Genomic DNA, 24,461 nt, shown 5'->3' on the forward strand with positions numbered 1-24,461 from the left:
GCATTTCGGTGCTCGATATGTTTCGCTCGTGTCGGACTCGCAACAGCAGTCCGGTGATGGCATCGAGGAGTGGACGGTCGTGACATATCGTTCCCGAGTCTCCTCGGAGGTTCGGCGTCTTGTCCCGTATCACGATGTGCATTTCGGCCACACGGAATACGTTCTGTGGCCGATACGCCGGACGGAGCACATCAAAGGCAAAGACTATGCGCTCAACCGCACCGGGATCGGTCGGCGACCGCGGGTGGTACAGGAACCCGGCCATGAAGCGGGCGTGCAGATTTGATGTCGTTGACAGGCGAGAGCCTGACCGAGATCGCTGTCCTCGGCGCACATTGTGACGACGTCGCGATCGGCCGGTGGCACGCTGCTGACGTTGGCCGAGGCGAATCCTGGACTGCTGGTCAAAGCCCTCACCCTGTGCGGCCGGGGGTCCGATCGGGAAATAGAGGAGCGGCACGCGCTGGCCGCCTTCTGCCCAGGGGCGCAGATCAGCGTCACCGTCTCCGACATCACCGATGGAAGCGCCCCGGCCGAATGGGCACGAACCAAGCACGCGCTACGGGAGTTTCGCCACGGTTGCGAACCCCAGCTCGTTCTGGCACCGAACCGCGAAGACGCCCATCACGACCACCGGCTCCTCGCCGAGCTGGTAACCACCGAGTTCCGCGACCATTTGGTACTGCGGTACGAGATAGTCAAATGGGAGACCGACACCCCTCGCCCGACGGTGTTTCACCCGCTGACACCAGAGGTAGCGGCCGCCAAGGCGAGATTGCTGACCGAGCACTACCCCTCGCAACGATGTAGGCACTGGTTCGACGAGCGTACCTTCCTCGGATTGGCACGTATCCGCGGCGTCCAATGCGGGACCGAATACGCCGAGGCATTCCTCCTCGACAAGGCAATAGTCGGCTTCCATCGGCCGACCAGCCGGATGTAAGTAGCTGCGTACGAACCGATCATTTCGGTAGCGGGTGGGTCGTGATGCGGGCGAGTCGCCGCCGCATCACGAGGGTCATGGCCCACCAGACCATGGCTTCGTGGTGTTCGGGTAGTCGTTCGTAGTCGTGGACGCAGCGGCGGCGTTGGGTGATCCAGGACAGGCTGCGTTCGACGACCCACCGGCGGGGAAATACTTCGAATCCGGTGGCGGTGGTGCTGCGTGTGACGCTCTCGATGATGTATCCGAATCGGGTGTGCCCAGGTCACGAGCTTGCCGGCGTAGGCGCCGTCGGCCCAGATCCGGGTGATGGTTTCGTACCAGGCGCCCAGGAGGGCCAGGGCCGTGCGGGCACCGTCACGGTCTTGGATGTCGGCGGCGGTCACGACCACGACCAGCAGCAACCCGATCGTGTCCACCACGACATGGCGTTTGCGGCCGGCGATTTTCTTGCCCGCATCGAATCCGCGGCTGCCGGCGCCGACGGTTTCGGCGGCCCGCACCGATTGCGAATCCATTACCGCTGCGGTCGGTTCGCGGGTGCGGCCTTCGGCGAGGCGGAGTTGTTCACGCAGGTCGTTGTGGACCGCGAGGGTGAACCCGCTGCGGTTCCAGCGGGTGAAGATCGCGTGCACGGTGCGCCATCCGATCCCGAAATCGACCGGCAGGTTCCGCCACTTGACGCCATTGTCGACGACATAGGTGATCGCGTCGAGGACCTGGCGGCGGCAATATTTTTCCGGGTGCCCGCCACCCGCTGCGGCACGACAACCATTCCGATCGGTGACCTACCAGCCGAAACCTCACCGGATTCACCAGGATTCGCCCCACCACCGGCCCCGGCCCGCCCGGCTACCGCGCCCGGTCCATCTTCCTCACCGACGAGCTCGACCATCGTCTCTCGGGTGATCTGCAACCGCGACAACCGCCACTCACACGCCTTGAGCTCCGTGGCCAGCTCACCGATCCGCTCACGCAACCGCTGCGCCTGCTGCACGGTCGCGGCCTCGCGCCGGTCGAGTTCCTCACGCCACGACACCATCGCTGCCTCCCGCACGGGGCCCGCCCCCGATCCGACGATAAGCCACCCACAGCCACCACGACAGACAAACGATCCAACCCAGCTCACACGCCCCGAACCGCTGAACGATCAGTTCGTACACAGGGGGACTGTAAAGACAACGGTGTAACTCCGAACCAAGGAGTAGCACTGTGACATCTGATGTGGCGGCAGCCGAACTAGCCGATACTGCTGCGGTGGCCGGGCGTAAGGAAGCGAAAACCTCGGCGGTGGATGCCGAGCTGGTGGGCAAGCCGGTGGAACAGGCCCGCGCCGGCGGGATGCAGCTCAGTGGCGAAGGAGGGCTGTTGCAGCAGCTGACCAAGATGGTGGTCGAATCCGCCCTCGAGGGCGAGATCACCGACCATCTCGGCTATGACCACGGCGATCCGGCCGGACGTGGAACCGGCAACTCCCGCAACGGCACCCGCTCCGAAACCGTGGTCACCGACGTCGGGCCGGTCGATATCGACGTCCCGCGTGACCGGGCGGCGAGTATCGAGCCGCAAATCGTGCGGAAGCGGCAGCGCCGGCTCAACGGGGTCGAGAACATGGTGTTGTCGCTGTCGGCGAAGGGCTTGACTCATGGGGAGATCTCGGCGCATCTGCGGGAGGTTTATGGCGCCGAGGTGTCCAAGCAGACGATTTCCACCATTACCGACAAGGTGATCGACGGGATGGCCGAGTGGTGCAACCGGCCGCTGGATTCGGTGTACCCGGTGATCTTCCTCGATGCCATCCACGTGAAGATCTGGGAGAACTCCTGGTCGGAGTTCGTTCCGTTCCTGGCCTTCGACACGCCGACTGCCGCCGCGGCGGTGTCGATGATCTCGCCTTTACGGATCCATGCCCAGAACGAGCGCTGGACCTCGACCGATATAGCAGGGCGCCCCAACACAAAACCCCTCGTCATGATGGGTGTTGCGTTGACCTCTTGAACCCAAGCAGCCCTGAAATGCGTCTACATGGCGATCATGAGCCTCGACCCCACCGGCGCCGGGCAGAAACGCTGGGTCACCAGGTGGAAAGCCGCGCTCAACGCCTTCGACATCACCTTCGAAGGCCGACTCTCCGCCGGACGAAAGTAACCGAACCACACCGAGTTACACTGTTTTCTGCAGACCCCCGCCGAGTCACACTCGAAATCTGCGGCCAAGCCGAGATCGATCTCTGGCATGCCGAGAACAGCACGCACCGCCGACGAGCGCTGCGATGCTTTCTGCTCTGGTGCATCGAGAGCAAACTCCTGCGTCGCCTCCGCCTGCCGACGTTCGAATCCCGCAGACGCTCACCGATGCCGCCCGAGGACCGCATCGCGGTGATCGGACGGGTGTTGACCGACGATGATCAGCCGCTTCGTTCACGCGCCGCCGCCATCATCGTCCTGCTCTACGCTCAGCCACTCAGCCGCATCGTCCGGCTCACGATCGACGACGTCGTTCACGATGGCGACCACGTGCTGCTCCGCCTCGGAGAACCTCCGTCACCGATCCCGCAACCTGCCGCCGATCTGCTCCTGGCCTGGATCGATAACCGCACCAACATGAACACAGCGACCAACCGCGACTCACGCTGGCTGTTTCCGGGCCGGCGAGCCGGCCAACCCATGCACGCAGCCACGCTCGGTGGCCTGCTCAGAGACCTCGGCATCGCCAACGTCGCGGGCCGAACCTCCGCAATGCGTCAGCACATCCAGCAGATGCCTGCCCCCGTCGTCGCCGACGCCCTCGGCTGTCACCACGTCACGACCACCAGGCTCGCCGCCGAAGCGGCCACCACCTGGAGCCGTTACGTCGCCGCCCCCAGGTTCCGATCACCCGACGGATGGACCCCGGCGAGAACACACGACAGTTGAATATGCGACCTCACCAGTCCGGACCCCCAGGCCCGCGGTGTGCGGTGACCGCTTCGATCGGGATCGGCTCGGAAGCCGAGGCGGTACAGGAAGCGATCAGGGTTCGATCAGGCCGACGCGAATGGCATAGCGCGTCAGCGCCAACCGGTCGCGCAGGCCCAGTTTCTGCAGGATATTGGCGCGATGCCGATCAACGGTCTTGACGCTGATGTACAGGGTGTCGGCGATATCCCGCGCCGAGTACCCCTCGGCGATGAGCTTGAGCACCTCTTCCTCGCGGGGAGTGAGGACACTGTCCGGCGGCGTGTCGCCGGCCTGGGCGCGGTGCAGCCATTCCCGGATCAGCGAGGTCACCGCACCCGGATAGAGGAACGGCTCTCCCCGCAACGTCGCACGGCACGCCTCGAGCAGATCGCGGTCGGCCACGGATTTGAGTACATAGCCGGAGGCGCCGGCCCTGAGGGATTCGAAGAAATACTGCTCGTTGTCATACATCGACAGCATCAGCACCCGTATATCGGGATGCGCCCGGTTGATTTCCCGGGCTGCCTGGATACCCGTCATCCGTGGCATGGCGATATCCAGAATCACCAGATCGATCGGGGTCTCGTTCACTTGTTGGACAGCGTCGTAACCGTTGGCGGCCTCGGCGACCACGGTGAGATCGGGTTCGGCGTCGATGATCATCCGCAGTCCCGCGCGGACCAGCGTGTGATCGTCGGCCAACAGGATACGCGCGGGCGATGCCGGACTGCTCATGGTCGGCTCCGTGGGCCTTTTCGCGGAACGGTCAATTCGACGACGGTGCCCCGACCGGGTGCCGAATCGATGGCGAGGACGGCGTCGACGAGTAGCGCACGCTCCCGCATACCGCGGATACCGGCCCCATCGGTGACGACACCGCCGCGGCCGTCGTCACTCACCCGCAGGACGAGACGGTTCTCGTCGATGCGCAGAACGAGCCGGGCGCGGCGGGCCTGGGCATGGCGGACGATATTGGTCAGCGCCTCCTGCGCGACGCGGTAACAGACCAGCTCGATATTCGGGGCCAGGCGGGGCAGGGTGCGGTCGATATCGCGGGTGATCTCGAGGCCGCCCGTGGCGGCGAATTCGCTGCACAGCTCGCTCAGGGCGCTGTGCAATCCGAGATCGTCGAGGATATCGGGCCGCAGCCGGCGGGCGATACCGCGAACCTCGTCCATACAGGACCGCACGGTTTCCTGGGCGTTGCGCAGATCGTCGATCACCTCGGCGGGAGCCTTGTCGACGGCGCGCTTCATCGACAGCAGTGCCACGGTGAGGCTTTGGCCGATCTCATCGTGCAGTTCCCGGGCGATACGTCGGCGTTCGCCTTCCTGAGCGGCCAGAGCCGAGGCGCTGGCGGTGGTCCGCTCGGATTCGAGCCGGTCGACCATCGCGTTGAAAGTATCGATCAGATGGGCGAGATCGCCCTGGGCGGGACTGTCCAGGCGTCCGCTGCGGCGCAACGGATCCACCCGCTGCATCGAGGCGATCAGGGCGCCCAGCGGGGCCAGGCTCGAGCGCAGCAGCAGCGCGTTCGCGGCCAGGATCACCGCCAAACCGACCACCAGCACCGGGATCTCGGCGACCCGGACCCGGGCGGACACCGTCGCCGGGGAGAGAGCCAACACCAGCGTGCCCAGGGTGAATACCGATCCGTTGATCAGGAAGATCCGTCGGAACAACATATCGGCCGGTGTTCGGGTGTGCCGCCGAAGGAGCCCGCCACCGCTCGCGGAACGGTCCATTCTGCCAGTCTGGCCGCCGGAGCCGATGGTGTCCATGAGGTCTGTCACCCATGTGGACAGCCGGTCACTACACACCGCGCCCGGCCGGAAATGGGTGTTCGCGCCGATAGTGGGTGACCCCGCCACGAACCAGACTGGTGATCGCAACGGTTCGAGCAGGTCGCGGGAGGAGTTCGAGTGATGGACATCGACCGCAGGACGGTTCCCGGCCGGGGCGTTCTACACCACTTCCGGACCCGCGCGGGCGGGCGCTTCGCCCTGTTCACCACCGGTAACCGCAAACAGTTGTTCGTCTACGACGGGCAGCCGCGCGATGAACCATCCCAGACCATCGCCCTGGAACCCGACGAAGCCGACCAGGTGGCCGAACTCCTGTACAGCGCCCCGCTACGGGACCGGGTGACCCGTCTGGAACGGCGCCTGGATCGCCTCCTCGACAGACGAGGCCGCCCATGAACATCACCCCCCGTTTCCTGCACGCCCACCGAGATACTGTCATGCAAGCACGCGATATCGCGATCCAACTCCCGACCGTTTGTGTCGACGACCCTGTCGCCAAGGCCATGCGGCTGATGGTGGTGAACCGCCTGCCCGGGATGATCGTCGTCGACGCCGCCGGCCGTCCGGTCGCCGTGCTGCCCGGCACCCAGGTGCTGCGCCTGGCCATCCCCAGCTCCTACCAGGACGATCCCGCCCTGGTGCGTACCATCGACGAACTCCACGCCGAACTGTTCTGGCACGGGCCCGGCCGCTGGACGGTCGGCGACTGCCTGCCCGAACGGGCCACCACACCGGCCACCATCGGACCCGAGGCCACGCTGCTCGAAATCGCCGCCCTCATGGCACAGAAACACAGTCCGCTCGTCGCCGTCGTCGACTCCACCCGTCGCCTGCTCGGCGCCGTCACCCTCGAACGTCTGCTCATCAGCCTGGCCATCGCCGGAAACAACGACTGACCGAACCGGACGGGTGATGACGAGCCAGATAGCCGCGCTGACGATTTTCGTCGGCGCGTTCTGGTTCATCGCCACCGAACGCGCGAACAAGGTCGCCACGGTCCTGATTGCGGCCGCGCTGATGGCCGTGACCGGGCTGATTCCCGGCGAAGAGGTCTTCTACAACGCCCATGCGGGCATCGACTGGAATGTCATTTTCCTGTTGCTGGGCATGATGATCATCGTTGGCGTGGTCAAACAGACCGGACTGTTCGACTATCTCGCCATCTGGGCCGCCAAACGCTCGAAAGGCAACTCGTTCCGGCTGATGGTCATGCTCATGACCATCACGGCGGTCGCCTCGCCCATCCTCGACAATGTCACCATCATCCTGCTGGTCGCGCCCGTCACCATCGTCGTCTGCGACCGGCTGCGTATTCCGGCGCAGCCGTTTCTCATCGCCGAGGTGCTCGCCGCCAATATCGGCGGAGCCGCGACCCTCGTCGGGGATCCGCCGAATATCATCATCGGCAGCCGCGCCGGCCTGAGCTTCAACGATTTCCTCGTCCACATGGCGCCGGCGGTGGCCGTCATCTTCGTGCTGTTCGTGGTGTTCACGCGGCTGCTGTTCCGACGGCACCTGCGCGGCGACGCCGAATATATCGACACCGTCATGGCTCTCCAGGAACGCCGCGCCATCACCGACCCGCGCCTGCTCACCCGCTCCCTGCTCATCCTGACCGCCGTCGTGATCGGCTTCGCGTTCCACACCGTACTGCACATCGCCCCGTCCGTCGTCGCCCTCCTCGGCGCGGGGGCCATGCTGTTGGTGTCCGACCTGGACGTCGGAGAGGTGCTGCGCGAAGTCGAATGGAACACCCTGGTCTTCTTCATGGGCCTGTTCGTCATGGTCGCGGGCCTCGTGCACACCGGGGTCATCGACCGCATCGGCGGTGCCGCGGTGCGCGCGTTCGGTGACAGTCCGCTGCTCACCTCGGCCGTACTGGTGTTCGGCTCGGCGGTGGTCGCCGCTTTCATCGACAACATCCCCTATACGACGACCATGGCGCCCGTCGTCGAGGAACTCGTCGCCCAGACCCCGGATCCCACGACCGGCCAGGCGCTGTGGTGGTCGTTCGCCTTCGGCGCCGACTTCTCCGGCAACGGCACCGCGGTGGCCGCCGGGGCGAATGTCGTGGCACTCGGAATCGCCCGTCGCGCGGGTCATCCGGTCACGTTCTGGCAGTTCACGAAATACGGCATCGTCGTCACGGTCCTGTCCACCCTGCTCGCCTGGCTCTACATCCTGTTTCGGTATTTCTGAACGCGACGTCCGATTCGCGCCGGATTCCGCCGTCGGGCCTTGTTGTGATGGATGGCGTAGAACCGCACTTCATGAAAGGAACCGCTCCGTTTGGCGAAGGCTCTCGCCGACACCCCGATCAAGGTCACCTCCATCTGCCCCGGCTGGGTGCAGACCGATCTCGCGCCGGGCAACCGTGAAAATGCGCCCACGTCCCCGGAGTCGGCGGCCGAGGTGATCCACCGGGCGGCGACCCTGCCCGATTCGGCGCCGTCGGGGACCTTCATCGACGCCGCCGGCAGCGTGCCGTGGTGACTCCGGTATCACGGTGACTCCCGCTCCCGGACCACTGAATCGTGGGTCGGGTAGGCAGCGGGTCGGCTCCGAGTGTTCGTATTTCATTCGCCGCCGAGAGCCGCACCAGGCGGAAGCCCTCCTCGACCATTGCCCGCTCGTAGTCGCGCACCGCCTCCAAGAGCGGGTCACCTCGGTCAATGCGCCGGCGAGGGCTTCCGCATCGCGTAACGCGGCGTTCGCGCCCGATCCGGCGGCCGGACTCATGGCGTGGATCGCGCCGCCGAATAAGGTCACGTTCGATGTCGGTCACGGCGGTCCGGCCCACCCGGCCCCGCCGCCGAGGCCCTGCGAACCGCTACACAGGAACCCACCGGAGCGGCGCACCGTGCCGTGGGAGGAATCCGGTCGTTCACGGCAGGGAGGCCGTCAACCGAGAGCGCGACACCGAGCCCACGGCGCGCGTGTGTTCAGCGAAGTTCGGTAGTGCCGGTCACTTCGTCGCCTTCGGTCAGGGTGTGGTGGGCACCGGCGTGGACGAGCCGTTGCGCCGCTGCGTTGTCGGCCGTCGTCACGGCCGTGAGGCGATGGGCGCCCAGGCGGGCGGCGATATCTCGCAGCTGCCCGGCGACGACTGTGCCGATACCTCGGCCGCGGTGGGAACGGCCGATCCATATACCCGCTTCCACGGCGTCGCCGTCGGGTTGCAGTCGAGCGGCGCCGACGACTCGGCCATCGTCGGTGATGAGGTACGTGTGCTCGATCGGTCGAGTGGGGTGAAGGGCGCGGCCACGATGGAATTCCACGAACGCCCGGCGGCGTTCGGGTGTCCATCCCGGTGGGCCCGCGACGGCCGGCATCACCTCGAGCGGATCGGCGTCCGCTACCGCTGCCTCGAGCAGCGACGGCAGGTTGTCGGTGGTCAGCGGGACGAGGGTCACGGAAGGTGGCTGCGCGGTCATAGCGCCCGACTCTCCCAATGGAAGCGACCTGCGGGCAACCGATTTATCACTCTTGCCATGACCTGCCGTGCTCACGGTCGGGGCCCATCGCGAAAACCATTGGCCGGCAGATCGAAGGCGCGTTCGGCCTCGGCGACGGCGATCGGGTAGCGCTGTGCCGCACTGCGTCCGGCGACCGGTTCGCGCCGGTTGGCCTCGCTGAGGTTGCGCCGCACCACGATGATGGCCCCGGGCGCCGGTCGCGCGTCCAGATCCCCCGACGGGCCGAGTGCTTCGGCGAGCGACCTCTCGCCACCGGTGAGGAATTGGGACAGCCGCGCGTTCAGTGTCGGCGTGTCCGGCACCAACCGGTAGCAGTCCAGCACCTCGGGTAGCTCGCATAGACCGGTGTCGGGTTCGCGGTTGTCCAGACCGGTTCGGAACGCGGCGTGCAGTGCGGCCAAGGGAGTCTGCCCACGTGCCCGGTCCCGCACCACGCCGGTACTGCCGGCCACCTCTGGTCCGCTGACCCTGCGCGTCGTGGCCGAACTCGCCGACGGCGCGGTGCCGACGTATCGAGCGCTGCTGGACCGAGAGAACGTGTCCGACCCGGTGGACCTGGCCCTCATCGGTGACGAGGAGGTCATGGCCGAGGGGGTGGCCCGCTATGCCGAGGCGGGTGTCGACGAGTTGATCTTCGGCCTCACCGCGTCGGGATCGCGGCGCGGCGAAGAACGAACCTGGGCACTGTTCGGCGAACTGAGCAGGACCGGGCGCGGCTGAGCACGAACACGATGCCGCGGTGCCGAGCGGCGCCTTCGGGCCGGGTACTCGGTGCGGGAGTCGGTCGGGTTCCCGCTACCGTAGTGCCGTACCCCCTCTGCCGCCGGCGAGTTCGGTGGCGCGTTCGGCGATGGCGGTGCCGAGCTCGGCGGTGGTGCCGGTGCCACCGAGGTCGGGAGTGCGGATATCGCCTTCGGCGAGGACCTCGCAGACGGCGCGGTCGACCGCGGCGGCGGCGTCGGACTCGCCGAGATGTTCGAGCATCATCGCGGCGGCGAGGATTTGGGCGACGGGATTGGCGATGCCCTGGCCGGCGATATCGGGGGCGCTGCCGTGCACGGCCTCGAACATCGAGGGGGCGTCACGCTGCGGGTTGATATTGCCGGAAGGGGCGAGACCGAGGCCACCGGTGACGGCGGCGGCGAGGTCGGAGAGGATATCGCCGAACAGGTTCGAACCGACGATCACGTCGAGCCGGTCGGGGTGCAGCACGATCTCGGCGGCCAGCGCGTCCACGTGCATCTGCCGTGTCCGCACATCGGGGTAGTCGGCGGCTATCCGGTCGAAGACACTGTCCCAGTACGGCATCGAGTGGATGAGGCCGTTCGATTTGGTGGCCGAGCACAGCCGCCCGGTGCGCTCCCGGGCCCGCTCGAACGCGTAGCGGATGATGCGCTCGCAGCCTGCCCGGGTGAATACCGACTCCTGCAGTACGAACTCCTCGGGCCGCCCCGGGTTGTGGATGCCGCCGATCTCGGAGTATTCACCCTCGGAGTTCTCCCGCACGATGAGAATGTCGAGGTCGTCGGCTGTGCGGCCGCGCAGCGCGGATTCGATGCCGGGCAGCAGCCGCACCGGCCGCAGGTTCACGTATTGGCCGAACGCCCGCCGTAGCGGAATCAACAGACCCCACAGCGAGATATGGTCGGGCACACCCGGAAAGCCCACGGCGCCCAGTAGGATCGCGTCGAATCCGGCGAGCCGTTCGGCTCCGTCCGGCGGCATCATCGTCCCGGTGCGCAGGTACTGCTCGCAGGACCAGTCGAATTCGGTCCACTCGATACCCGCTAGCACCGCGTCGAGCACTGTGACCGCCTCGGCGGTCACATCGACGCCGATGCCGTCGCCGGGAATGGTCGCTATGCGGTAGGTGCTCACAGCCGTACTCCGATGTACTTGGTTTCCAGGAACTCGTCGATGCCGGCGAGCCCGCCTTCGCGGCCGAGCCCGGATTCCTTGACGCCCCCGAACGGCGCGGCCGGGTTGGACACCACCCCCTGATTCAGCCCAACCATGCCGGTTTCGAGCGCCTCACACACGCGCAGCCCGCGCCGCAGGCTTTCGGTGAATACATAGCCCACCAGGCCATAGGGGGTGTCGTTGGCGCGCGTCACGGCCTCGTCCTCGGTGTCGAAGGCGGTGAGACAGGCGACCGGGCCGAAGATCTCGGTGCGGCACATCCGCGCGTCATCCGGCACATCGACGAGGACTGTCGCGGGATAGAAGTTCCCGGGCCCCTCGATGGGCTCGCCGCCGAGTAGCACTCGTGCCCCGCGCGCCCGGGCGTCGGCCACCAGGTGGGTCACCTTCGTCACGGCATCCGCATCGATCAGCGGGCCCACGACGACGCCCGGTTCGGTGCCTCGGCCCAGGGGCAGCGCTCCCATGCGCGCCGTGAGCCGTTCGGCGAAATCGTCGAGCACACCGCGCTGCACGAAGATCCGGTTGGCCGCCGTGCACGCCTGCCCGATATTGCGCATCTTCGCTGCCAGCGCGCCCTCCACGGCCGCGTCGAGGTCGGCGTCGTCGAAGACGAGGAACGGGGCGTTGCCACCCAGCTCCATGGAGGTGCGCATAACCGTCCTCGCGCACTGTTCCAGCAGCTTCTTGCCGACGGCCGTGGACCCGGTGAACGACAGTTTGCGCGAGCGCTCGTCGAGGATCACGGGGGTCATCAGCGCGCCCGGGTCGGAGGTGGTGACGACGTTCACCACACCCGCCGGTACTCCTGCCTCATGCAGGATCTCGGCCAGCGCCAGCGTGCACAGTGGTGTCTGCTCGGCGGGCTTCACCACACAGGTACACCCGGCGGCCAGTGCCGGTCCGATCTTGCGGGTGCCCATCGCCATCGGGAAGTTCCACGGGGTGATCAGCAGGCTCGGGCCCACCGGCTGCCGCGTCACCAGGAACCGGGATCCTCCCCCCGGCGCGGTCATGTATCCGCCGTCGAGGCGTACGGCCTCCTCGGCGAACCAGCGGAAGAACTCCGCGGCATAGGCGATCTCACCCCGTGCCTCGGCCAGCGGTTTGCCCATCTCCAAGGTTGCGATCAACGCCAGCCGGTCGGCGTCGGCGAGCAGCATCCGATGCGCGCGCATCAGGATGTCGCTGCGCTCACGCGGCGGCGTGCGCGCCCAGTTGTCCTGGGCGGTCGCTGCCGCCTCGAGAGCGGCCAATCCGTCGTCCGGCCCCGCGTCGGCCACCTCGCACAGCGGCTGCCCGGTGGCCGGATCCACCACCGGCATGGTTTTCGCCGCCGCGCGCCACCGACCGTCGATGTAAAGCCCCGTGGGCACACTGGCGACAGCGGTCAACTCGGTCTGTGTGAGCGCGGTTTCGGTGAGCATGACGATTCCTCCTGCGGCGGTCGGTATCAGCTGTTTCACCGCATACCGTGCATATTGTCGACAATCCTACAATAGCTGTGGCGGTCGAGTAGTCGTCAACTCCCGTGGCTCCGGCGCATATGGTCTCCGGTGGTACTCACGGCCCACGCCAGAGGGGGTCAGAGGCAGGTGCGGTGGCGCAGAGCCCACACAACTTCGTGGCCCGGCCGGGGCGGCACGTGCAGGCCGGTAATCGAAGGACCGGTCACCGGTTCGGAGTGAGGAGAGGTTTGAGATCGAGGATAGGGGTGCCGTTCAGGGCTTCGAGATTGCGGACGTGGACGCGGGCTCCGCTGATGGCGAGGACGTGGATATGGTGCAGGCCGATGGGGTTGGGCCGATGTGGTGCCCGGGTGGCGAAAACCCCGGTGAGCGCGCGGGTCGCGTCGCCGCGTGGGTGGATCATGAGGGTGTCGCGGTCGGCGCGGTCGAGCCAGGTGAGCAATATGAGTTCCATGCCGGAAGTGATGCCGTCCAGTGCCCGGGTATAGCGGTCGTCGAGAACCAGCCAGGCCTCCGGGGCTCCTTCGTCGGGCTGCCGCGGTGCCGTACCGAGATCGGTGAGCTCGGATTCGACATGTCCGATCGGGTACAGCAGGTAATTCGTCACGATGTGCGATTCTCTTTCTCTTCGGTCCCTGCCGTGCGCTCCATGCGTCGGGTCGGTGGGTCCTGGTGGTGAAGATCTTGGCATGGTTCCGGGCCCATCGAGTTCTCAGGCGCAGACCGCGGGCCGATCGACTCGCCGCACGCTCGATAGCGCCGGGTTCGCCGACGGCCGCCGGCTCCTTGGTATGGGCGTCGACTCGGTAGCCACGGCCGTTGAACCGACCGGTGCCGCTGTACTGGGGTCGTCGGCAATGACAGCGTGATTGCCGGCCGCACGTTGGCGAACCGTTTGCCGAGCTCGACGCCGAGATCATCGGAGCCCGCACGCCGTCGCACAGGGCTTCCGGTATGGGCGGGGGCGTTCCGGTGGGTAAGAGGTCATAGGGACCAGCGGGCGCGCAGGACCCCGTCGGCATCAGGTAACACACCCCCGAGCAGGGGGCTCTGCTCATCGCTCGTCATCGGGAGGACCATTGCCGCTCGAGCTCGCGCCAGTCGCACGGGCAGTTGGGGGTGGTCTTCCTCGCTGATCCAGAGGTCGGTGATGTGCCCCTCGTGGTCTTCCCAAACGAGTTCGAGTGACTCTTCCCGGGGAAGTGTTTCGAGGACGGCCGCCAGGTCGGTGGACAGCTCCGGCCATACGTACAGTCGGGCGCGTGGTGTGAGTCCGGCGCGGACAGCACCGATGGTGTCTGCTTCGAGGCGATGCCAGCGGGCGGCGTTGGCGACGTAGACCTCTTGCAGTAGCACCGATCCGCGTCGGGTGACGAGGTCGGTCGCTTCGGCCCAGAACGCACTGTCGGCGGGGCGCTGCTCGCCCGGCTCGTCGAGAGACGGGTCGTACGGTGAGATCTCGCGCCGGCGCTGGAACAATCCGAGCGCACTGGTGCGCGCCACCGCTCGAGCGCAGGATCGGTCACTGCCGATGTACATGTACTGGTCGTATCCGATATGGACGAAGAACCTTTCCTCCACCTCCAATCGGCACCAGGCACCGTTGTCCCGCAGCATGGTGCGCACGAGTTCGAGGCCCGTGTCGAGCGGGATCCACGCGCCGTCGTGATAGCCGGCGAGATCCGGCGGGAACACCGCGCGCAACCCGTGGCCGTCGATCGGTGCTTCCAGGCCGAAGTTGATCGGGCCTGCGAGTTCGGGGTCGCGAATCGTGAGTCGAGTTACCGCGGTGTCCTCCGCGAAGCTCCGTGCGGCGGCGAGATAGGCCGCCTCCACGTCGCCGTGGTCACTGACACTGTCCTCGGTGCCACGATAGAAGCCGCGCTTGTCACGATCGGCCGGATCGTACTTGGTCACCTCGTAGACGAAGGGGAGCACGTCGTGACCCTACAGCGGTATGAGCGGTCCGACGATCACATAAATCGTGCGGCCACCGGAAACCCTCGCCGCCTCCGGGTGCGGGTGATGATCGCCTCTGCAAGCCGTGGCTCGTCACAGCGTCTTGTTGCGGCGCAAGGCTTCTGACTGCCGGGATTCCGGGTCGGCTCCCGTGAAATGTGCCTCCAGCTCGGCCTCGCTCACGGCGGGTGCCATGGATTCGGATTCGGCGTGCGGCCGCAGCCCGTCGAGGACGATCTGGAGATAGCGTGCGTTCAGGCGTTCGGCGGCGGGTCCGCTCAGTATCGCGGTCGGCTGCGGCCGAGCGGTTGCGAGTGTGAGCAGATCCGCGACCGTCAGGTCGGGTCGTACGGCACCTTCGGCCTTGGCCCGGTCGAGCGTCGTCCCGACGGCACGGGCGGCATGCCGGCGTGCCTCCTGGAACTCCGTATCATCACGCGCTCCCTCGAGCAGGTGTGGTAGCAGGATCGGCACCGGGTCGCCGAGTCGCAGTTCGTATATCCGCCGGAGCACTCTGGCCAGGCATCGACGACCGTCCGGCTCCTCGGCCATCGCCGCCTCGACCTCGGCCACGACGCGGCCCATGTTCCGGATCGCGACGGCTTTCAGTAGGGCGAACCGGTCGGGGAAGTGCCGGTAGAGCGTGCCGACCCCCACCCCGGCCGCCTCGGCGATCTCCTCCATCGGAACCTGGCTGCCGCGCGCCAGGAACAGCTCGCGTCCGACCTGGAGTATCCGGTCACGGTTGCGGACGGCATCGCTGCGCATCTCATCTCCTCGGGATTTCGTACGTCACCACATCCTCCCTCGAAGTAAGCGGAGGAAATCATCCGTTTCTTGCGTTAGGCTGACAATCGGACGAATTACTCCGCTCGGATGGGAGGTGTCGATAATGATCTGGCGCCAAATCAGGGCGATCGCGCCCTTTCCCGGCATGGTCACAGTGGTGGTTCCGGCCCTGATCCTGTGTGCGAACGGTGCGAGTGCCGGACTCGGGAACCTGCCGACGGCTGTGCGGGCGTCCGCGATCGGCGCGGGGGTACTGCTGATCGCGCTCGGACTCGGCCTGTTCGTATGGACGGTCGCGTTGTTCGCGCGGCACGGGAAGGGGACCCTCGCACCCTTCGACGCGCCGACCAGGCTGGTCGTCGAAGGGCCGTACCGGCACGTGCGCAACCCGATGTACGCAGGGGTCTTCTCAATCCTTGCCGGCGAGGTTTTGCTCTTCCGGTCCTGGGCGATCCTGGCGTGGTTCGCCATTTTCGCCACGGTCGTGGTGACATTCGTGCCACACAAGGAGGAGCGCCGGCTGGCAGACAGGTTCAGGGATCAGTACTCCGCATACCGGGCGCACGTTCCCCGCTGGGTCCCACGCCCGACGCCGTGGACGCCGACGTTCTAGGTGGGGATGTCGGCGATAGCGGCCCTGGCTCGGACCACATCAGGTGTCGCGGCGGCCGCCGATCCGGATTCCGGCAGTCCGGTGCCGGCGTGCGCCGGACAGTCCAGCAACGCCCGGATGACCGTGTCCCGGTCGGCGGGCTCCACCGTGGCGTCGCCGGTGAGGGACGCATAGCCCCGTCGTCGAGCGGGAAATGGTTCGGGGTGTGTTCGGTGCAATCCCGAATCCGTCGCAGAGCGTGCGGTCCAGCCGAATTCTCATGAGCGTGTCTCCATCCCGGCGTCTTCGGACGCGGGCGCCTCGCTCATGTCCCCGTCGCCGGTCCCGGAAACCGGGAGCTGTTCATTGCGCGCGCAGAAGCCCCAGTAGTGTCTCGCGCTGCCGGGTGAGACGGTCGACCTCGGCGTCGATCGCCTGCACTTCGTGGCGAAGGATGCTGTCGACCTCTGCGCAGAGTTCGACGCGGGGTTCGTCGCCATGAACGCAGGACAGCAGGGATCTGATCGATTCGGTGTTCAGGCCCGCCGCGAGCAACAGCCGGATTCTACGGACCACATCGACGGCTTCATCGCTGTAGTCGCGGTAGCCGTTGGAGCGGCGGGTCGACTTCAGGAGGCCCTGTTCCTCGTAATAGCGCAGCAGCCGAGGAGAGACCTCTGTTCGTTTCGACAACTCACCGATCTGCATCGTCTTACTCCCGGCAGCGACTTCGGTTTGGCATTGACATCGGTGTCACAGTTTACGTTCGGGAACATGACTGCTCGGTATACGACTCTGGTGGACGGCGCACCGGCCGCCCCGGACACGCTTTCCGGAATCGCGTTCGCCGGATTCGCGCACTTCACGGCGATGCAGGTCCGCGAGGGCGGAATTCGTGGCCTCGATCTGCACTTCGATCGGCTGCGTTCGGCCTCGCGGAAGCTCTTCGGTGCGGAGGCGCCCACCGAGCAGGTTCGAGACCATCTGCGGAGTGCATTGTCGTCATCACCGTTGGATCTGTCGTTGACGGTGACGATCTTCGATTCGAACGGCGAATTCACCAACCACGATCGGCCGCCGTCTCTGCGCACACTGGTACGAACCGGACCTCCCTCCGCCGGACCGACCGGACCATTGGCATTGGCGGTCTTCGAACACGAGCGGTTCATGCCCGACATCAAGCATGTCGGCGAGGGCGCCAAGACCTTCTTCATGCGCCGTGCCCGCGCCGCCGGGTTCGGCGATGCCGCATTCACAGACCGCCGCGGCATGCTCACCGAAGCATCCATCTGGAACCTGGCATTCTTCGACGGCGACACCGTCGTCCGGCCCGATGCCGAAACCCTCACCGGCACCACCATGGGCATCGTTCGACGCCGGCTGGCCGAGCTCGGCGTGCCGCAGGACATCCGCCCCCTCACCACGGCCGCAGCAAGCCGGTTGGACGCGGCGGTGGTCATGAACTCCTGGACACCGGGCATAGCAGTACACCGCATCGCCGACACATCGATGCCGGTGCGGCCCGACCTTGTCGGCGTTCTGCACGACGCATACGCGGCCGAACCGCTTGTCCGACCGTAGTGACGCCGCCGGTTCACCGCTCGCTCTCGGTGTCATCGGCCTCGGCCGGTGGGGCGTCGGTCATCAACCGTTCGAGCGTGCTCTGCTCGCCGTCGGTGGGGAGCCCGCCGTGTAGCTCGGCGAGGTCGATGGGGAAACCGTCGTCGCCGAGGTAGGCGATGGTGCCGCCGGAGAAGATCAACAGCCCGCGGATGCGAGGGTTATCGGTCAACTGTGGCTCCGGTGGGTGTCCGAGTGGTGTAGGCGGTGGGGTCACCGGTCCTTGTCGGTGTCCGGGTCGTCGAGGGATCGCAGTCGGTGCGCGATCTTCTCCAGGATCTCGATGTCGGGGACATGCTCGAGCAGCGGTTCGCCGAACGCGGGCCATTGGGCGAACCGTATCCGCTGGGGTAGTGCCATCACATCGCCGCCGATACATATGTCGATCCGTCGAGGAAGCGACGGCAGCCGGGTGCCGCGGGAAAGCCGGGCACGAGGCGTGTGTGGTCGCTACCGGCCGAGGTGATGGGAACGTAACGCTCGTCGGTTCGCCACCGGTTGGCCGACTCGACGGGGGTCATAGTGTCCTGCCCGGGTCCGGGGTGATCTGGCCGGTGTCGACAAGGGTTGTCCAGGCGGCGCGTTTACGGGCGCAGGACAAGGTGTCGCAGTCGATATGGGCCTGCATGGCTGCGTGGGCCTCGTACCTGGTGAACGGTTCGTCTGGTGCTTCGTGGGGCCCTACATTTCCCACTGTGCCTCCTGGTCTTCCGGAATGATCTGGAGTGTGCGAGCAGGGCAGGGATGGTTTTCGTGTGGCTGCCGTTGATGGCCAAATTGGCTCGGCCCCCTGACCTGCTGCTTCTTCCCGACCGCTGATTGGAGACTGCGGCATCGGATCGCTGTGTAGGGCCATGTCGGCGGGAAGCGGCCCGCACGCGCACGCAGTGAACACAGCCGGGAAGAAAGGATGAGCCTGTGTCTGTAGCTGTTGGTATCGATGTGGCCAAGGAGGTGCACTGGGCAGCTGTCAAGGTGGCCGAGACCGGGAAGGTGATCGCCAGTCACAAGGTCGACAACACTCCGGCCGATATCGGTGATCCGATCGACGAAATCAGTTCCGCCGCAAACGGACACGGACCGGTGACCGTCGGTGTCGATGTGTTGGGTGGGATCGCGTCGCTGCTGGTGGCGATGCTGGTTGCCGCCGAGATCACGGTGGTGCATGTGTCCGGACTGGCGGTGAACCGGGCCCGGCGCGGCACGGTCGGCGGCGAGCACAAAAGCGATCCCAAAGACGCCGCCGTGATCGCCGACCAGGTGCGGATGCACGACAATCTGCGGCCGGTGCTGCCCGACCGAGACATCGATGTCGAGCTGCGGCTGCTGACGGTTCGGCGGCGTGAACTCGTCGAGGACCAGACCCGCCGCGCCAACCGTATCCGGGACCTGCTGACCAGCATCCACCCCGGGCTCGACCGGGTCGTCAATGTCACCACCAAAACCGGACTGCACCTGCTGACCCGCTACGTGACCCCGACCCAGATCCGCACCGCCGGCCGGCGCCGCATACTCAAACACCTGAGCAAGGTGCCCTACGTCGCACACACCAGGCTGGAGGCTCTCGCCACCGCGGTGGTGGACTCCGCTCGCGACCAGCAGATCACGGTACCCGGCGAAGCGATGGCCGCCGAGTTGATCGGCGAGTTGGCCGGCGAAGCGCTGCACGGCCGCGACCAGCTGATCCGCATCGACGAACGTATCGAGGCCCTGCTGCACACACACACCCTGACGCGGCCCTCATCCGCAGCCTGCCGGGGATGGGGGCGACGTTGACGGCAGAATTCCTGGCCATCACCGGCGGCATCGACCGATTCCCGAGCCCCGACCGGCTTGCCTCGGTCGCCGGACTGGCACCGGTGCTCAAACAATCCGGCAAATCCCGCTACCTCCAGCGCTCCACAGCCGGAAACAAGGCACTCAAACGGGTGTTCTACCAATCGGCGTTCAGCGCCGTCAGATACGACGACACCAGCCACGCCTACTACCGGCGCAAACGCACCGAAGGCAAAAATCACCACCAGGCCGTGCTCGCCCTGGCCCGCCGCCGCGTCAACGTCCTGCACGCCATCCTCCGCAACCGGCAGCCCTACAACCCGAACCGCACCGCCCCGTCCCACACTCACACCGAGGCGGCTTGACAAACACATTGGAGAGCCAATTCGGCGCCCATATGCCCGACCGCATCTCGGTGACGGGGTCGGCGCTGATCTCTGTCATCGGTGACCTCGGCTGTTGTGGTTGTGTGAAATTGGTGTGGTGCTGTCAACCAGAGGACTTCATGCAGGTGGCTTTGCGGAAGGTGTGCAGTGAGGGTGGGTGTGTGCAGCGGGGGTGTGCACTATCGCGGGAACGTGGCGATCATCCGGGCGGCCTGCCGCACTCCGTCTATGGGACGTCGGGCCAAGCAACCCAACCGGCAGCTGGCTGAGCTGTTCGAGGAAACGGGTGCCAGTCGGAAAGGATTGGCGCGACGTGCGGTTGAGCGTGGTAAAGCCATTGGGGTCGACCTCGGATTGGAGTTCTCGCTGAGCCTCGCAGAGGCGACCGCCGCTGCGATTGCCTTGTGGAGGAGTGATGTGGAGCGTAGGAGGTTCCTCATGGACGCGTCATACGCCGTTGCCGTGTATCCGGCTGCCTCGATGCGATGGTTGACGATGCCAGGCCCGGAACATCCTGTCTCGTCCGGTTACCGACGGATCGGTCAAGATGATGTGGATGCTGTTCGCACCATGACCACGGCGTTTCGCAACCTGGACAATCAGGTGGGAGGAGGCAAGGTCAGACCGACCATCGTCCATTATCTGCACAGCTCGGTCGCCCCTTTACTGCACGGAAGCTACAACGAGTCGATCGGGCGCCAACTATTCGCGGCCACGCCCGAGCTGACCAAGCTTGCCGGTTGGGCTGCGTACGACTTGGAGGAACGTGGTCTGGCGCAGCGGTACTTCATCCAGGCGCTGCGCATGGCACGCGCCGCAAGCGATGCCGGGCTTGCCGGAGAGATCCTGGCGGCAATGAGCCACCAGGCTACCTACGTTGGCCGTTCGGGCGATGCGATCGACCTCGCATGTGCAGCACGGATAGCGGCGAGGACCGCTGGATTGGCCGCGCTCGAATCAGAGTGTCACCTGCTGGAGCGCACGGACACGCCGCCCGCTCCGCCAGGGCGGCGTGCGTGCGGTCGAGCCGATACCACCTGCCCCGCCTGGTTGGCCTATTTCGACGACGCCTACATGTCGGCCAAGACGGCGCACTGCTTTCGAGATCTCGGTGACTACACGCAGGCCGCGGAGTTCGCGGAGCAGTCCCTGAACATGTCGGACGGCTATCTCTGGGGGCGCACGTTCAATCTGTGTTTGCCGGCGTCATCCCGTGCCGACGAGGACCCACGAGAAGCTGTGAGGATCGGATTCGAAGCGCTCGACCTCGCGGTCGGCTTGGAGTCGCGCCGAAGCTTCTCCTACCTGCGGCAGATCCGGCACCGGCTCGCGCCCTACAGTGAGATGGGCGATGTCGCCGAGTTCAGGCGCCGGGTCTTCGCTATCACAGCTCGGGCAGACCGAGCGCTCGGTATAGGGCGACCACTGTTGCTGCGCCGACGATCTCACCGCGGTCGATCATGCCGATTGCGTCGAGGATCGGAATCCATCGAATGTCCTCGGCTTCATTGATGTCCGGTGCTGTGTCGGTGAAGTCGGCGCCGCGAGCAGGATAGATTTCCTGTGGGTGGTCGAGTGTGCCGATAGCAGGTTGGTAGGTGACCAGATGTTGCATGGTTCGTGGCCGCCACCCGGTCTCCTCTTCCACTTCACGGGCCGCCGCAGCGGCGACGTCTTCGGCATTGTCGACATAGCCGCCGGGTAGTTCCCACACCCACCGGTCATGATGAATCGGTGCCGATACATGAGCAGGGCTGCCCGTTTGTTGTTGAGGACCAGGGCCATGGCGCAGCGCGGCATTCGCGCGACATATTGTGTGAACTCGACACCGTCGGGGAGCTCTATATCCACAGCTGAAAGTTTGATGTGTCGATTCTCGTCCACGACACGCTCGCCGTGAATTGTCCATCGGGTACGGGCCACGCTCCGACGGTATCGCAACTACGACGTGCGCAGCGCTCGCCTCGAGATGGGGTGTGGACGGCTGTGTGGGCCGCGGATCAGGCGCGGATCACCGGTGACGAGCCGAAGGCGGTCTTCGAAGGTACGGTGGCTCGAGGCCCGTCGTTGCGTGATCCCGACGTCCGCGACGACGAATGAGATGCCGTTGTCGACATCGACGGCAGGCGGGTCGTTGCTCCTGTTTTCGGTAGAGAGGACACTTCAGGGATGAATCGTGGATATCGGCCACCGCCGAGCCTGTTCAGTCATCGCGAGGAACCCGTCGTCACCTCTTTCGCGGCCGGTGTGGGCGTGGTGTGCCGTCCGGTGTTCAGCAGCGTCGTATCGTATGCCGCGGCGGCGGGTGATGCCGCGGTGCCGGACGAGGGTGATCGGTGAACCCGACAGCATGGGCCCGGGATCTCGGGTACGCGGCCGGTTGGCGGCTGGTGCGGACCCTGCCGCAGCGGTGGGCGATGCGCCTGTTCGACCTCGCGGCCGATCGCGCGGCCCGCGACGGTGGACCGGACCAATTGCGGCGCAATCTGGCGCGGGTACTGTCCGTCGCGCCGGCGGAGGTACCCGACGAACTCGTGCACGCGAGCCTGCGCTCCTACGCTCGGTACTGGTGCGAGGCGTTTCGGCTGCCGTCGATGGATCCGGTGTGGCTGGCCGAGCGCATCGAATCCTCGGCCACCGGGCTCGAACACATTCACGAGGCGGTCGAACGCGGGAAGGGGGCGGTGCTGGCATTGCCGCACAGCGGCAACTGGGACCTGGCGGGGGTCTGGCTGGTACAGCGGGTGGGGTCACCGACGGTGGTGGCCGAGCGGCTGGCACCGGAATCTCTGTTCCGGCGTTTCGTCCGTTTCCGTGAGCGTCTGGGTTTCGAGATCATCCCGCACACCGGCGCCGAGACGCCACCGTTCCAGCAGCTGGCCGCGCGGCTGCGGCAGGGACGGATGGTCGGGCTGCTCGGCGAACGCGACCTGTCCGGCACGGGCGTGTCGGTCACTTTCTTCGGGGAACCGGCTCGCATGCCGGCCGGTCCGGCGCGGCTGGCCATCGACACCGGCGCCCCGCTGCTGCCGGTGCACTGCTGGTTCACCCCCGACGGCTGGGGCTTCGATGTCGGCGCGCCGATCGATACCGCCGGCGGAGTACGGCGCACGACCCAGGTGCTGGCCGATCGGTTCGCCGCCGGTATCGCCGCGCATCCGGCCGACTGGCACATGCTGCAACCGGTGTGGACCGCCGATTACAGCGCCGACCGGCTCACCCGCGAGCGTGTTCACAGCGACCCACCACGCTGACCCGGAAACCGCACCCCACCGCCCGGACGGTACATAGATGTATGAGGACAATAGCGTTCCGACGCCTTCGACCGGGCCGGCCGGTATCGATGCCGAACGCGTCACCGCCTGGTTCGTCGACAACGTCCCGAATGTCCGGCCACCCTTGCGTTTCGAGCTGAACACCGGCGGCCGCTCGAACCTCGCCTATCGCGTCCACGACGAGACCGGCACCCGCTGGGTCCTGCGCCGTCCACCCACCGGACATGTCCTGGCCTCGGCACACGACGTCGTGCGCGAGTTCGGCATCCTCGACCTGCCGGCCGACAGTCCGGTTCCGGTACCGCCGGTACTGGGCTGCTGCACCGACCACGCCGTGGACACCACGACCGGCCCTTTGGCCGAACTCCGCAAGCCCGGTGGCTATCTGGAGCGTCAGTTGCGCCGCCGGCATCGCCGGCTCCCACCGGCGGTGTCGGCCCCGGACCCCTCTGGGAGGTCCACGAACTGCTCACCCGTCGGATGCCCACCGAACGCTGGACCGGTATCGCCCACGGTGACTTCCGCCCGGGCAACCTGCTGATCGGGCCCGACGGAACCGTTCGAGCGGTCCCGGACTGGGAACTGTGGACCATCTGCGACGTCATGGCCGATGTCGGCCGGCTCGCCGCCTGGTCCTCGGCCGATCCGTTCGGCTGGGCCCCGATCCCGCCGACGGCTGCCTCGATGTCGACGCGGTGCTGTCCCGCTACGCAGCCACCACGGGCCGGGCACTCGACGATCTGCCCTACTACCAGGCCTTCGCCCTGTGGCGCCTGGCGGCCATCGCCGAGGGAGTCGCGGCCCGCTTCCGCGCCGGGGTGATGGGGGCGCAGGATGTCGACGTGGACGAGCTGTCGCGGCGTCCCGCGCGGCTCGCCGAAACCGCCCGCGAGATCCTTGCGAGGGGCGAGTCGATCCGACGCCTGGGACGTGGCCGCGTGGCGTGAACGGTCACGATGGACGTCTCACCGGCCCGTCCGTGCCGCGGCCACCGCGGACGGGGTCGCGCCCGGTTCGGTGCGAGTCGGTGGTTGCCTATGTCCGGCCGGTGGTGAAGGTGATGTGCAGGTCGCGCAGTCCGCGCAGCAGGAAAGTCGGTTCGTACTCGTAGCGGTGGTCGTCGGTGGGGCCGTATTCGTTCTCGTCGATGGCGATATCGCTCATCCGGTCGAGCATCCGGTTCAGCGTGACCTGTCCCTCCACCCGGGCCGGCGGCGCACCGGCGCAGGTGTGCACACCGCTGCCGAAAGCGATGTGCTCGCGGGCGTTCTTGCGGTCGAGGCGCGGCCGGTGTGAAGGGCAGCGGCGGGAAGGGGCCGCCGATGGAGACGCAGGCCGAGAAGACCTCGGTACATGTGACCGCCGAGTGACTCGGCGGTCTCGTACTGCCGACCCTCGAGGAACAGAGGCCGGACCTTGTCGGACACGGTCGCGGTAGAGCACGCGGCAGTGGCTCGGTGGAGGACGCGTGTTCGGCTACCCCGAGTTTGATCTCGATGGCGTGGTCGTGGT

The 24,461-nt window shown here is 66.5% G+C and carries 29 protein-coding genes and 7 pseudogenes; 18 read left to right on the forward strand and 18 right to left on the reverse strand.

Annotated elements, in window-relative coordinates:
* Positions 1-285: 285 nt before the first annotated feature.
* Positions 286-943, forward strand: a pseudogene (locus ON20_RS31020) (PIG-L deacetylase family protein).
* Positions 944-1,155: 212 nt separating this feature from the next.
* On the opposite strand, the pseudogene ON20_RS40805 reads toward ON20_RS31020, so the two are convergent.
* Positions 1,156-1,689, reverse strand: a pseudogene (locus tag ON20_RS40805) (IS5 family transposase); the annotation flags it as partial.
* Between the two features lie 556 nt (positions 1,690-2,245).
* Here ON20_RS40805 and ON20_RS41195 point away from each other — a divergent pair.
* From ON20_RS41195 to ON20_RS31035, 3 genes and pseudogenes are all read left to right on the forward strand, one after another.
* Positions 2,246-2,755, forward strand: a pseudogene (locus ON20_RS41195) (transposase); the annotation flags it as partial.
* Between the two features lie 213 nt (positions 2,756-2,968).
* The gene (locus tag ON20_RS41200) at positions 2,969-3,091 is read left to right on the forward strand and encodes a hypothetical protein (protein ID WP_438803460.1); all 123 of its coding nucleotides are present in this window, start codon (positions 2,969-2,971) and stop codon (positions 3,089-3,091) included.
* Positions 3,092-3,297: 206 nt separating this feature from the next.
* Entirely contained in the window at positions 3,298-3,858 is a 561-nt protein-coding gene (locus ON20_RS31035; RefSeq protein ID WP_051163684.1) for a site-specific integrase, read from the forward strand.
* A gap of 96 nt (positions 3,859-3,954) precedes the next feature.
* Here ON20_RS31035 and ON20_RS31040 read toward each other — a convergent pair whose 3' ends face one another.
* Both ON20_RS31040 and ON20_RS31045 read right to left on the reverse strand, forming a co-directional pair.
* Positions 3,955-4,617, reverse strand: a complete 663-nt coding sequence (locus ON20_RS31040) for a response regulator (RefSeq protein ID WP_040841614.1) — start codon at positions 4,615-4,617, stop codon at positions 3,955-3,957.
* Positions 4,614-5,627, reverse strand: coding sequence for a sensor histidine kinase (locus ON20_RS31045; protein WP_051163685.1), 1,014 nt, complete (start codon positions 5,625-5,627; stop codon positions 4,614-4,616). Before ON20_RS31045 ends, ON20_RS31040 begins: the two co-directional genes overlap by 4 nt.
* A 180-nt stretch (positions 5,628-5,807) precedes the next feature.
* Here ON20_RS31045 and ON20_RS31050 point away from each other — a divergent pair, with 180 nt between their 5' ends.
* From ON20_RS31050 to ON20_RS31065, 4 genes are all read left to right on the forward strand, one after another.
* Positions 5,808-6,083: a cation:proton antiporter regulatory subunit gene (locus ON20_RS31050; protein WP_040841615.1), complete on the forward strand. Its 276-nt coding sequence runs from the start codon at positions 5,808-5,810 to the stop codon at positions 6,081-6,083.
* Positions 6,080-6,583 (forward strand): CBS domain-containing protein, encoded by a 504-nt coding sequence (locus ON20_RS31055; protein WP_245547594.1) that lies wholly within the window; start codon positions 6,080-6,082, stop codon positions 6,581-6,583. The genes ON20_RS31050 and ON20_RS31055 overlap by 4 nt, the downstream gene beginning before the upstream one ends.
* Positions 6,584-6,599: 16 nt before the next feature.
* Positions 6,600-7,886, forward strand: a complete 1,287-nt coding sequence (locus ON20_RS31060; RefSeq protein WP_040841616.1) for an ArsB/NhaD family transporter — start codon at positions 6,600-6,602, stop codon at positions 7,884-7,886.
* Positions 7,887-7,976: 90 nt separating this feature from the next.
* The gene (locus ON20_RS31065; protein ID WP_051163686.1) at positions 7,977-8,180 is read left to right on the forward strand and encodes a Rossmann-fold NAD(P)-binding domain-containing protein; all 204 of its coding nucleotides are present in this window, start codon (positions 7,977-7,979) and stop codon (positions 8,178-8,180) included.
* A gap of 165 nt (positions 8,181-8,345) precedes the next feature.
* Here ON20_RS31065 and ON20_RS41205 read toward each other — a convergent pair.
* The 3 genes and pseudogenes from ON20_RS41205 to ON20_RS31075 form a co-directional block, all read right to left on the reverse strand.
* Positions 8,346-8,456, reverse strand: a pseudogene (locus ON20_RS41205) (FAD-dependent monooxygenase); the annotation flags it as partial.
* A 173-nt stretch (positions 8,457-8,629) separates the two neighbouring features.
* Entirely contained in the window at positions 8,630-9,121 is a 492-nt protein-coding gene (locus ON20_RS31070) for a GNAT family N-acetyltransferase (RefSeq protein WP_040841617.1), read from the reverse strand.
* Between the two features lie 71 nt (positions 9,122-9,192).
* Positions 9,193-9,615, reverse strand: coding sequence for a hypothetical protein (locus ON20_RS31075; protein ID WP_051163687.1), 423 nt, complete (start codon positions 9,613-9,615; stop codon positions 9,193-9,195).
* Positions 9,616-9,640: 25 nt separating this feature from the next.
* Between ON20_RS31075 and ON20_RS31080 the strand changes: the two genes are divergently transcribed.
* Positions 9,641-9,883 (forward strand): hypothetical protein, encoded by a 243-nt coding sequence (locus ON20_RS31080; RefSeq protein WP_040841618.1) that lies wholly within the window; start codon positions 9,641-9,643, stop codon positions 9,881-9,883.
* Between the two features lie 75 nt (positions 9,884-9,958).
* Here ON20_RS31080 and ON20_RS31085 read toward each other — a convergent pair whose 3' ends face one another.
* The 5 genes from ON20_RS31085 to ON20_RS31105 form a co-directional block, all read right to left on the reverse strand.
* Positions 9,959-11,041 (reverse strand): tartrate dehydrogenase, encoded by a 1,083-nt coding sequence (locus ON20_RS31085; RefSeq protein WP_040841619.1) that lies wholly within the window; start codon positions 11,039-11,041, stop codon positions 9,959-9,961.
* A complete protein-coding gene (locus ON20_RS31090) occupies positions 11,038-12,510 on the reverse strand; it encodes an NAD-dependent succinate-semialdehyde dehydrogenase (RefSeq protein WP_040841690.1) in 1,473 nt (490 codons plus the stop codon). Before ON20_RS31090 ends, ON20_RS31085 begins: the two co-directional genes overlap by 4 nt.
* Positions 12,511-12,754: 244 nt before the next feature.
* Entirely contained in the window at positions 12,755-13,159 is a 405-nt protein-coding gene (tsaA, locus tag ON20_RS31095) for a tRNA (N6-threonylcarbamoyladenosine(37)-N6)-methyltransferase TrmO (RefSeq protein WP_040841620.1), read from the reverse strand.
* A 377-nt stretch (positions 13,160-13,536) separates the two neighbouring features.
* A complete protein-coding gene (locus tag ON20_RS31100; RefSeq protein WP_040841622.1) occupies positions 13,537-14,490 on the reverse strand; it encodes a hypothetical protein in 954 nt (317 codons plus the stop codon).
* Between the two features lie 114 nt (positions 14,491-14,604).
* A complete protein-coding gene (locus ON20_RS31105) occupies positions 14,605-15,279 on the reverse strand; it encodes a TetR/AcrR family transcriptional regulator (protein WP_051163688.1) in 675 nt (224 codons plus the stop codon).
* A gap of 124 nt (positions 15,280-15,403) precedes the next feature.
* Between ON20_RS31105 and ON20_RS31110 the strand changes: the two genes are divergently transcribed.
* A complete protein-coding gene (locus ON20_RS31110) occupies positions 15,404-15,913 on the forward strand; it encodes a methyltransferase family protein (protein WP_040841694.1) in 510 nt (169 codons plus the stop codon).
* On the opposite strand, the pseudogene ON20_RS35405 reads toward ON20_RS31110, so the two are convergent.
* Together ON20_RS35405 and ON20_RS31115 are read right to left on the reverse strand one after the other, a co-directional pair.
* Positions 15,910-16,174 (reverse strand): annotated as a pseudogene (locus ON20_RS35405) (ferredoxin). The gene ON20_RS31110 and the pseudogene ON20_RS35405 overlap by 4 nt on opposite strands.
* A gap of 81 nt (positions 16,175-16,255) precedes the next feature.
* Positions 16,256-16,600, reverse strand: a complete 345-nt coding sequence (locus ON20_RS31115) for a MerR family transcriptional regulator (protein ID WP_040841623.1) — start codon at positions 16,598-16,600, stop codon at positions 16,256-16,258.
* 66 nt (positions 16,601-16,666) lie between these two features.
* Between ON20_RS31115 and ON20_RS31120 the strand changes: the two genes are divergently transcribed.
* Positions 16,667-17,473, forward strand: a complete 807-nt coding sequence (locus ON20_RS31120; RefSeq protein ID WP_040841625.1) for an aminotransferase class IV — start codon at positions 16,667-16,669, stop codon at positions 17,471-17,473.
* Between the two features lie 13 nt (positions 17,474-17,486).
* Here ON20_RS31120 and ON20_RS37140 read toward each other — a convergent pair whose 3' ends face one another.
* The 3 genes from ON20_RS37140 to ON20_RS37150 all read right to left on the reverse strand — a co-directional run bounded on the left by ON20_RS37140 (position 17,487) and on the right by ON20_RS37150 (position 18,206).
* Positions 17,487-17,684, reverse strand: coding sequence for a hypothetical protein (locus ON20_RS37140; RefSeq protein WP_157229153.1), 198 nt, complete (start codon positions 17,682-17,684; stop codon positions 17,487-17,489).
* Between the two features lie 41 nt (positions 17,685-17,725).
* The gene (locus tag ON20_RS37145; RefSeq protein WP_169332411.1) at positions 17,726-17,875 is read right to left on the reverse strand and encodes a hypothetical protein; all 150 of its coding nucleotides are present in this window, start codon (positions 17,873-17,875) and stop codon (positions 17,726-17,728) included.
* Between the two features lie 154 nt (positions 17,876-18,029).
* Complete coding sequence (locus ON20_RS37150) at positions 18,030-18,206, reverse strand: hypothetical protein (protein ID WP_157229155.1); 177 nt, start codon at positions 18,204-18,206, stop codon at positions 18,030-18,032.
* 224 nt (positions 18,207-18,430) lie between these two features.
* On the opposite strand from ON20_RS37150, the gene ON20_RS31125 reads away from it, so the two are divergent.
* From ON20_RS31125 to ON20_RS39580, 3 genes are all read left to right on the forward strand, one after another.
* Entirely contained in the window at positions 18,431-19,288 is an 858-nt protein-coding gene (locus ON20_RS31125) for an IS110 family transposase (protein ID WP_218002721.1), read from the forward strand.
* Positions 19,273-19,653 carry a transposase gene (locus ON20_RS38330; protein ID WP_218002722.1) on the forward strand — a complete coding sequence of 127 codons (381 nt, stop codon included), beginning with the start codon at positions 19,273-19,275 and terminating at the stop codon, positions 19,651-19,653. Before ON20_RS31125 ends, ON20_RS38330 begins: the two co-directional genes overlap by 16 nt.
* Before the next feature lie 249 nt (positions 19,654-19,902).
* Positions 19,903-21,186 carry an NsdA family TPR-like regulatory protein gene (locus ON20_RS39580; RefSeq protein WP_245547595.1) on the forward strand — a complete coding sequence of 428 codons (1,284 nt, stop codon included), beginning with the start codon at positions 19,903-19,905 and terminating at the stop codon, positions 21,184-21,186.
* Between the two features lie 16 nt (positions 21,187-21,202).
* On the opposite strand, the pseudogene ON20_RS40810 reads toward ON20_RS39580, so the two are convergent.
* A pseudogene (locus tag ON20_RS40810) lies at positions 21,203-21,583 on the reverse strand (NUDIX domain-containing protein); the annotation flags it as partial.
* A 260-nt stretch (positions 21,584-21,843) separates the two neighbouring features.
* On the opposite strand from ON20_RS40810, the gene ON20_RS37155 reads away from it, so the two are divergent.
* Genes ON20_RS37155 through ON20_RS39590 form a run of 4 tightly spaced genes read left to right on the forward strand, consistent with a single transcriptional unit; the run spans position 21,844 to position 23,771 of the window.
* Positions 21,844-22,014: a hypothetical protein gene (locus tag ON20_RS37155; protein WP_157229156.1), complete on the forward strand. Its 171-nt coding sequence runs from the start codon at positions 21,844-21,846 to the stop codon at positions 22,012-22,014.
* Positions 22,011-22,928, forward strand: coding sequence for a phosphatidylinositol mannoside acyltransferase (locus tag ON20_RS31135; RefSeq protein ID WP_040841626.1), 918 nt, complete (start codon positions 22,011-22,013; stop codon positions 22,926-22,928). Before ON20_RS37155 ends, ON20_RS31135 begins: the two co-directional genes overlap by 4 nt.
* Before the next feature lie 37 nt (positions 22,929-22,965).
* The gene (locus ON20_RS39585; RefSeq protein ID WP_086009112.1) at positions 22,966-23,490 is read left to right on the forward strand and encodes a phosphotransferase; all 525 of its coding nucleotides are present in this window, start codon (positions 22,966-22,968) and stop codon (positions 23,488-23,490) included.
* Complete coding sequence (locus ON20_RS39590) at positions 23,430-23,771, forward strand: phosphotransferase (RefSeq protein WP_368853946.1); 342 nt, start codon at positions 23,430-23,432, stop codon at positions 23,769-23,771. Before ON20_RS39585 ends, ON20_RS39590 begins: the two co-directional genes overlap by 61 nt.
* A gap of 213 nt (positions 23,772-23,984) precedes the next feature.
* Here ON20_RS39590 and ON20_RS31145 read toward each other — a convergent pair.
* A pseudogene (locus ON20_RS31145) lies at positions 23,985-24,236 on the reverse strand (cytochrome P450); the annotation flags it as partial.
* Positions 24,237-24,461: the final 225 nt, after the last annotated feature.

This window comes from Nocardia brevicatena NBRC 12119, from assembly GCF_000308495.1.
GTDB lineage: Bacteria > Actinomycetota > Actinomycetes > Mycobacteriales > Mycobacteriaceae > Nocardia > Nocardia brevicatena.

Bases quoted from the DNA above. Each gene is read 5' to 3' on its own strand.
- ON20_RS31055 (WP_245547594.1), top strand. From the start codon at position 6,080: ATGAACATCACCCCCCGTTTCCTGCACGCCCACCGAGATACTGTCATG.
- ON20_RS31105 (WP_051163688.1), bottom strand. From the start codon at position 15,279: ATGCGCAGCGATGCCGTCCGCAACCGTGACCGGATACTCCAGGTCGGA.
- ON20_RS38330 (WP_218002722.1), top strand. From the start codon at position 19,273: ATGGGGGCGACGTTGACGGCAGAATTCCTGGCCATCACCGGCGGCATC.
- ON20_RS39590 (WP_368853946.1), top strand. From the start codon at position 23,430: ATGCCCACCGAACGCTGGACCGGTATCGCCCACGGTGACTTCCGCCCG.
- ON20_RS31040 (WP_040841614.1), bottom strand. From the start codon at position 4,617: ATGAGCAGTCCGGCATCGCCCGCGCGTATCCTGTTGGCCGACGATCAC.
- ON20_RS31090 (WP_040841690.1), bottom strand. From the start codon at position 12,510: ATGCTCACCGAAACCGCGCTCACACAGACCGAGTTGACCGCTGTCGCC.
- ON20_RS39585 (WP_086009112.1), top strand. From the start codon at position 22,966: ATGTATGAGGACAATAGCGTTCCGACGCCTTCGACCGGGCCGGCCGGT.
- ON20_RS37155 (WP_157229156.1), top strand. From the start codon at position 21,844: ATGAATCGTGGATATCGGCCACCGCCGAGCCTGTTCAGTCATCGCGAG.
- ON20_RS31070 (WP_040841617.1), bottom strand. From the start codon at position 9,121: ATGACCGCGCAGCCACCTTCCGTGACCCTCGTCCCGCTGACCACCGAC.
- ON20_RS31045 (WP_051163685.1), bottom strand. From the start codon at position 5,627: ATGGACCGTTCCGCGAGCGGTGGCGGGCTCCTTCGGCGGCACACCCGA.
- ON20_RS31115 (WP_040841623.1), bottom strand. From the start codon at position 16,600: ATGCAGATCGGTGAGTTGTCGAAACGAACAGAGGTCTCTCCTCGGCTG.
- ON20_RS31035 (WP_051163684.1), top strand. From the start codon at position 3,298: ATGCCGCCCGAGGACCGCATCGCGGTGATCGGACGGGTGTTGACCGAC.
- ON20_RS31050 (WP_040841615.1), top strand. From the start codon at position 5,808: ATGGACATCGACCGCAGGACGGTTCCCGGCCGGGGCGTTCTACACCAC.
- ON20_RS31120 (WP_040841625.1), top strand. From the start codon at position 16,667: ATGACTGCTCGGTATACGACTCTGGTGGACGGCGCACCGGCCGCCCCG.
- ON20_RS31060 (WP_040841616.1), top strand. From the start codon at position 6,600: ATGACGAGCCAGATAGCCGCGCTGACGATTTTCGTCGGCGCGTTCTGG.
- ON20_RS41200 (WP_438803460.1), top strand. From the start codon at position 2,969: ATGGCGATCATGAGCCTCGACCCCACCGGCGCCGGGCAGAAACGCTGG.
- ON20_RS39580 (WP_245547595.1), top strand. From the start codon at position 19,903: ATGGGACGTCGGGCCAAGCAACCCAACCGGCAGCTGGCTGAGCTGTTC.
- ON20_RS31110 (WP_040841694.1), top strand. From the start codon at position 15,404: ATGATCTGGCGCCAAATCAGGGCGATCGCGCCCTTTCCCGGCATGGTC.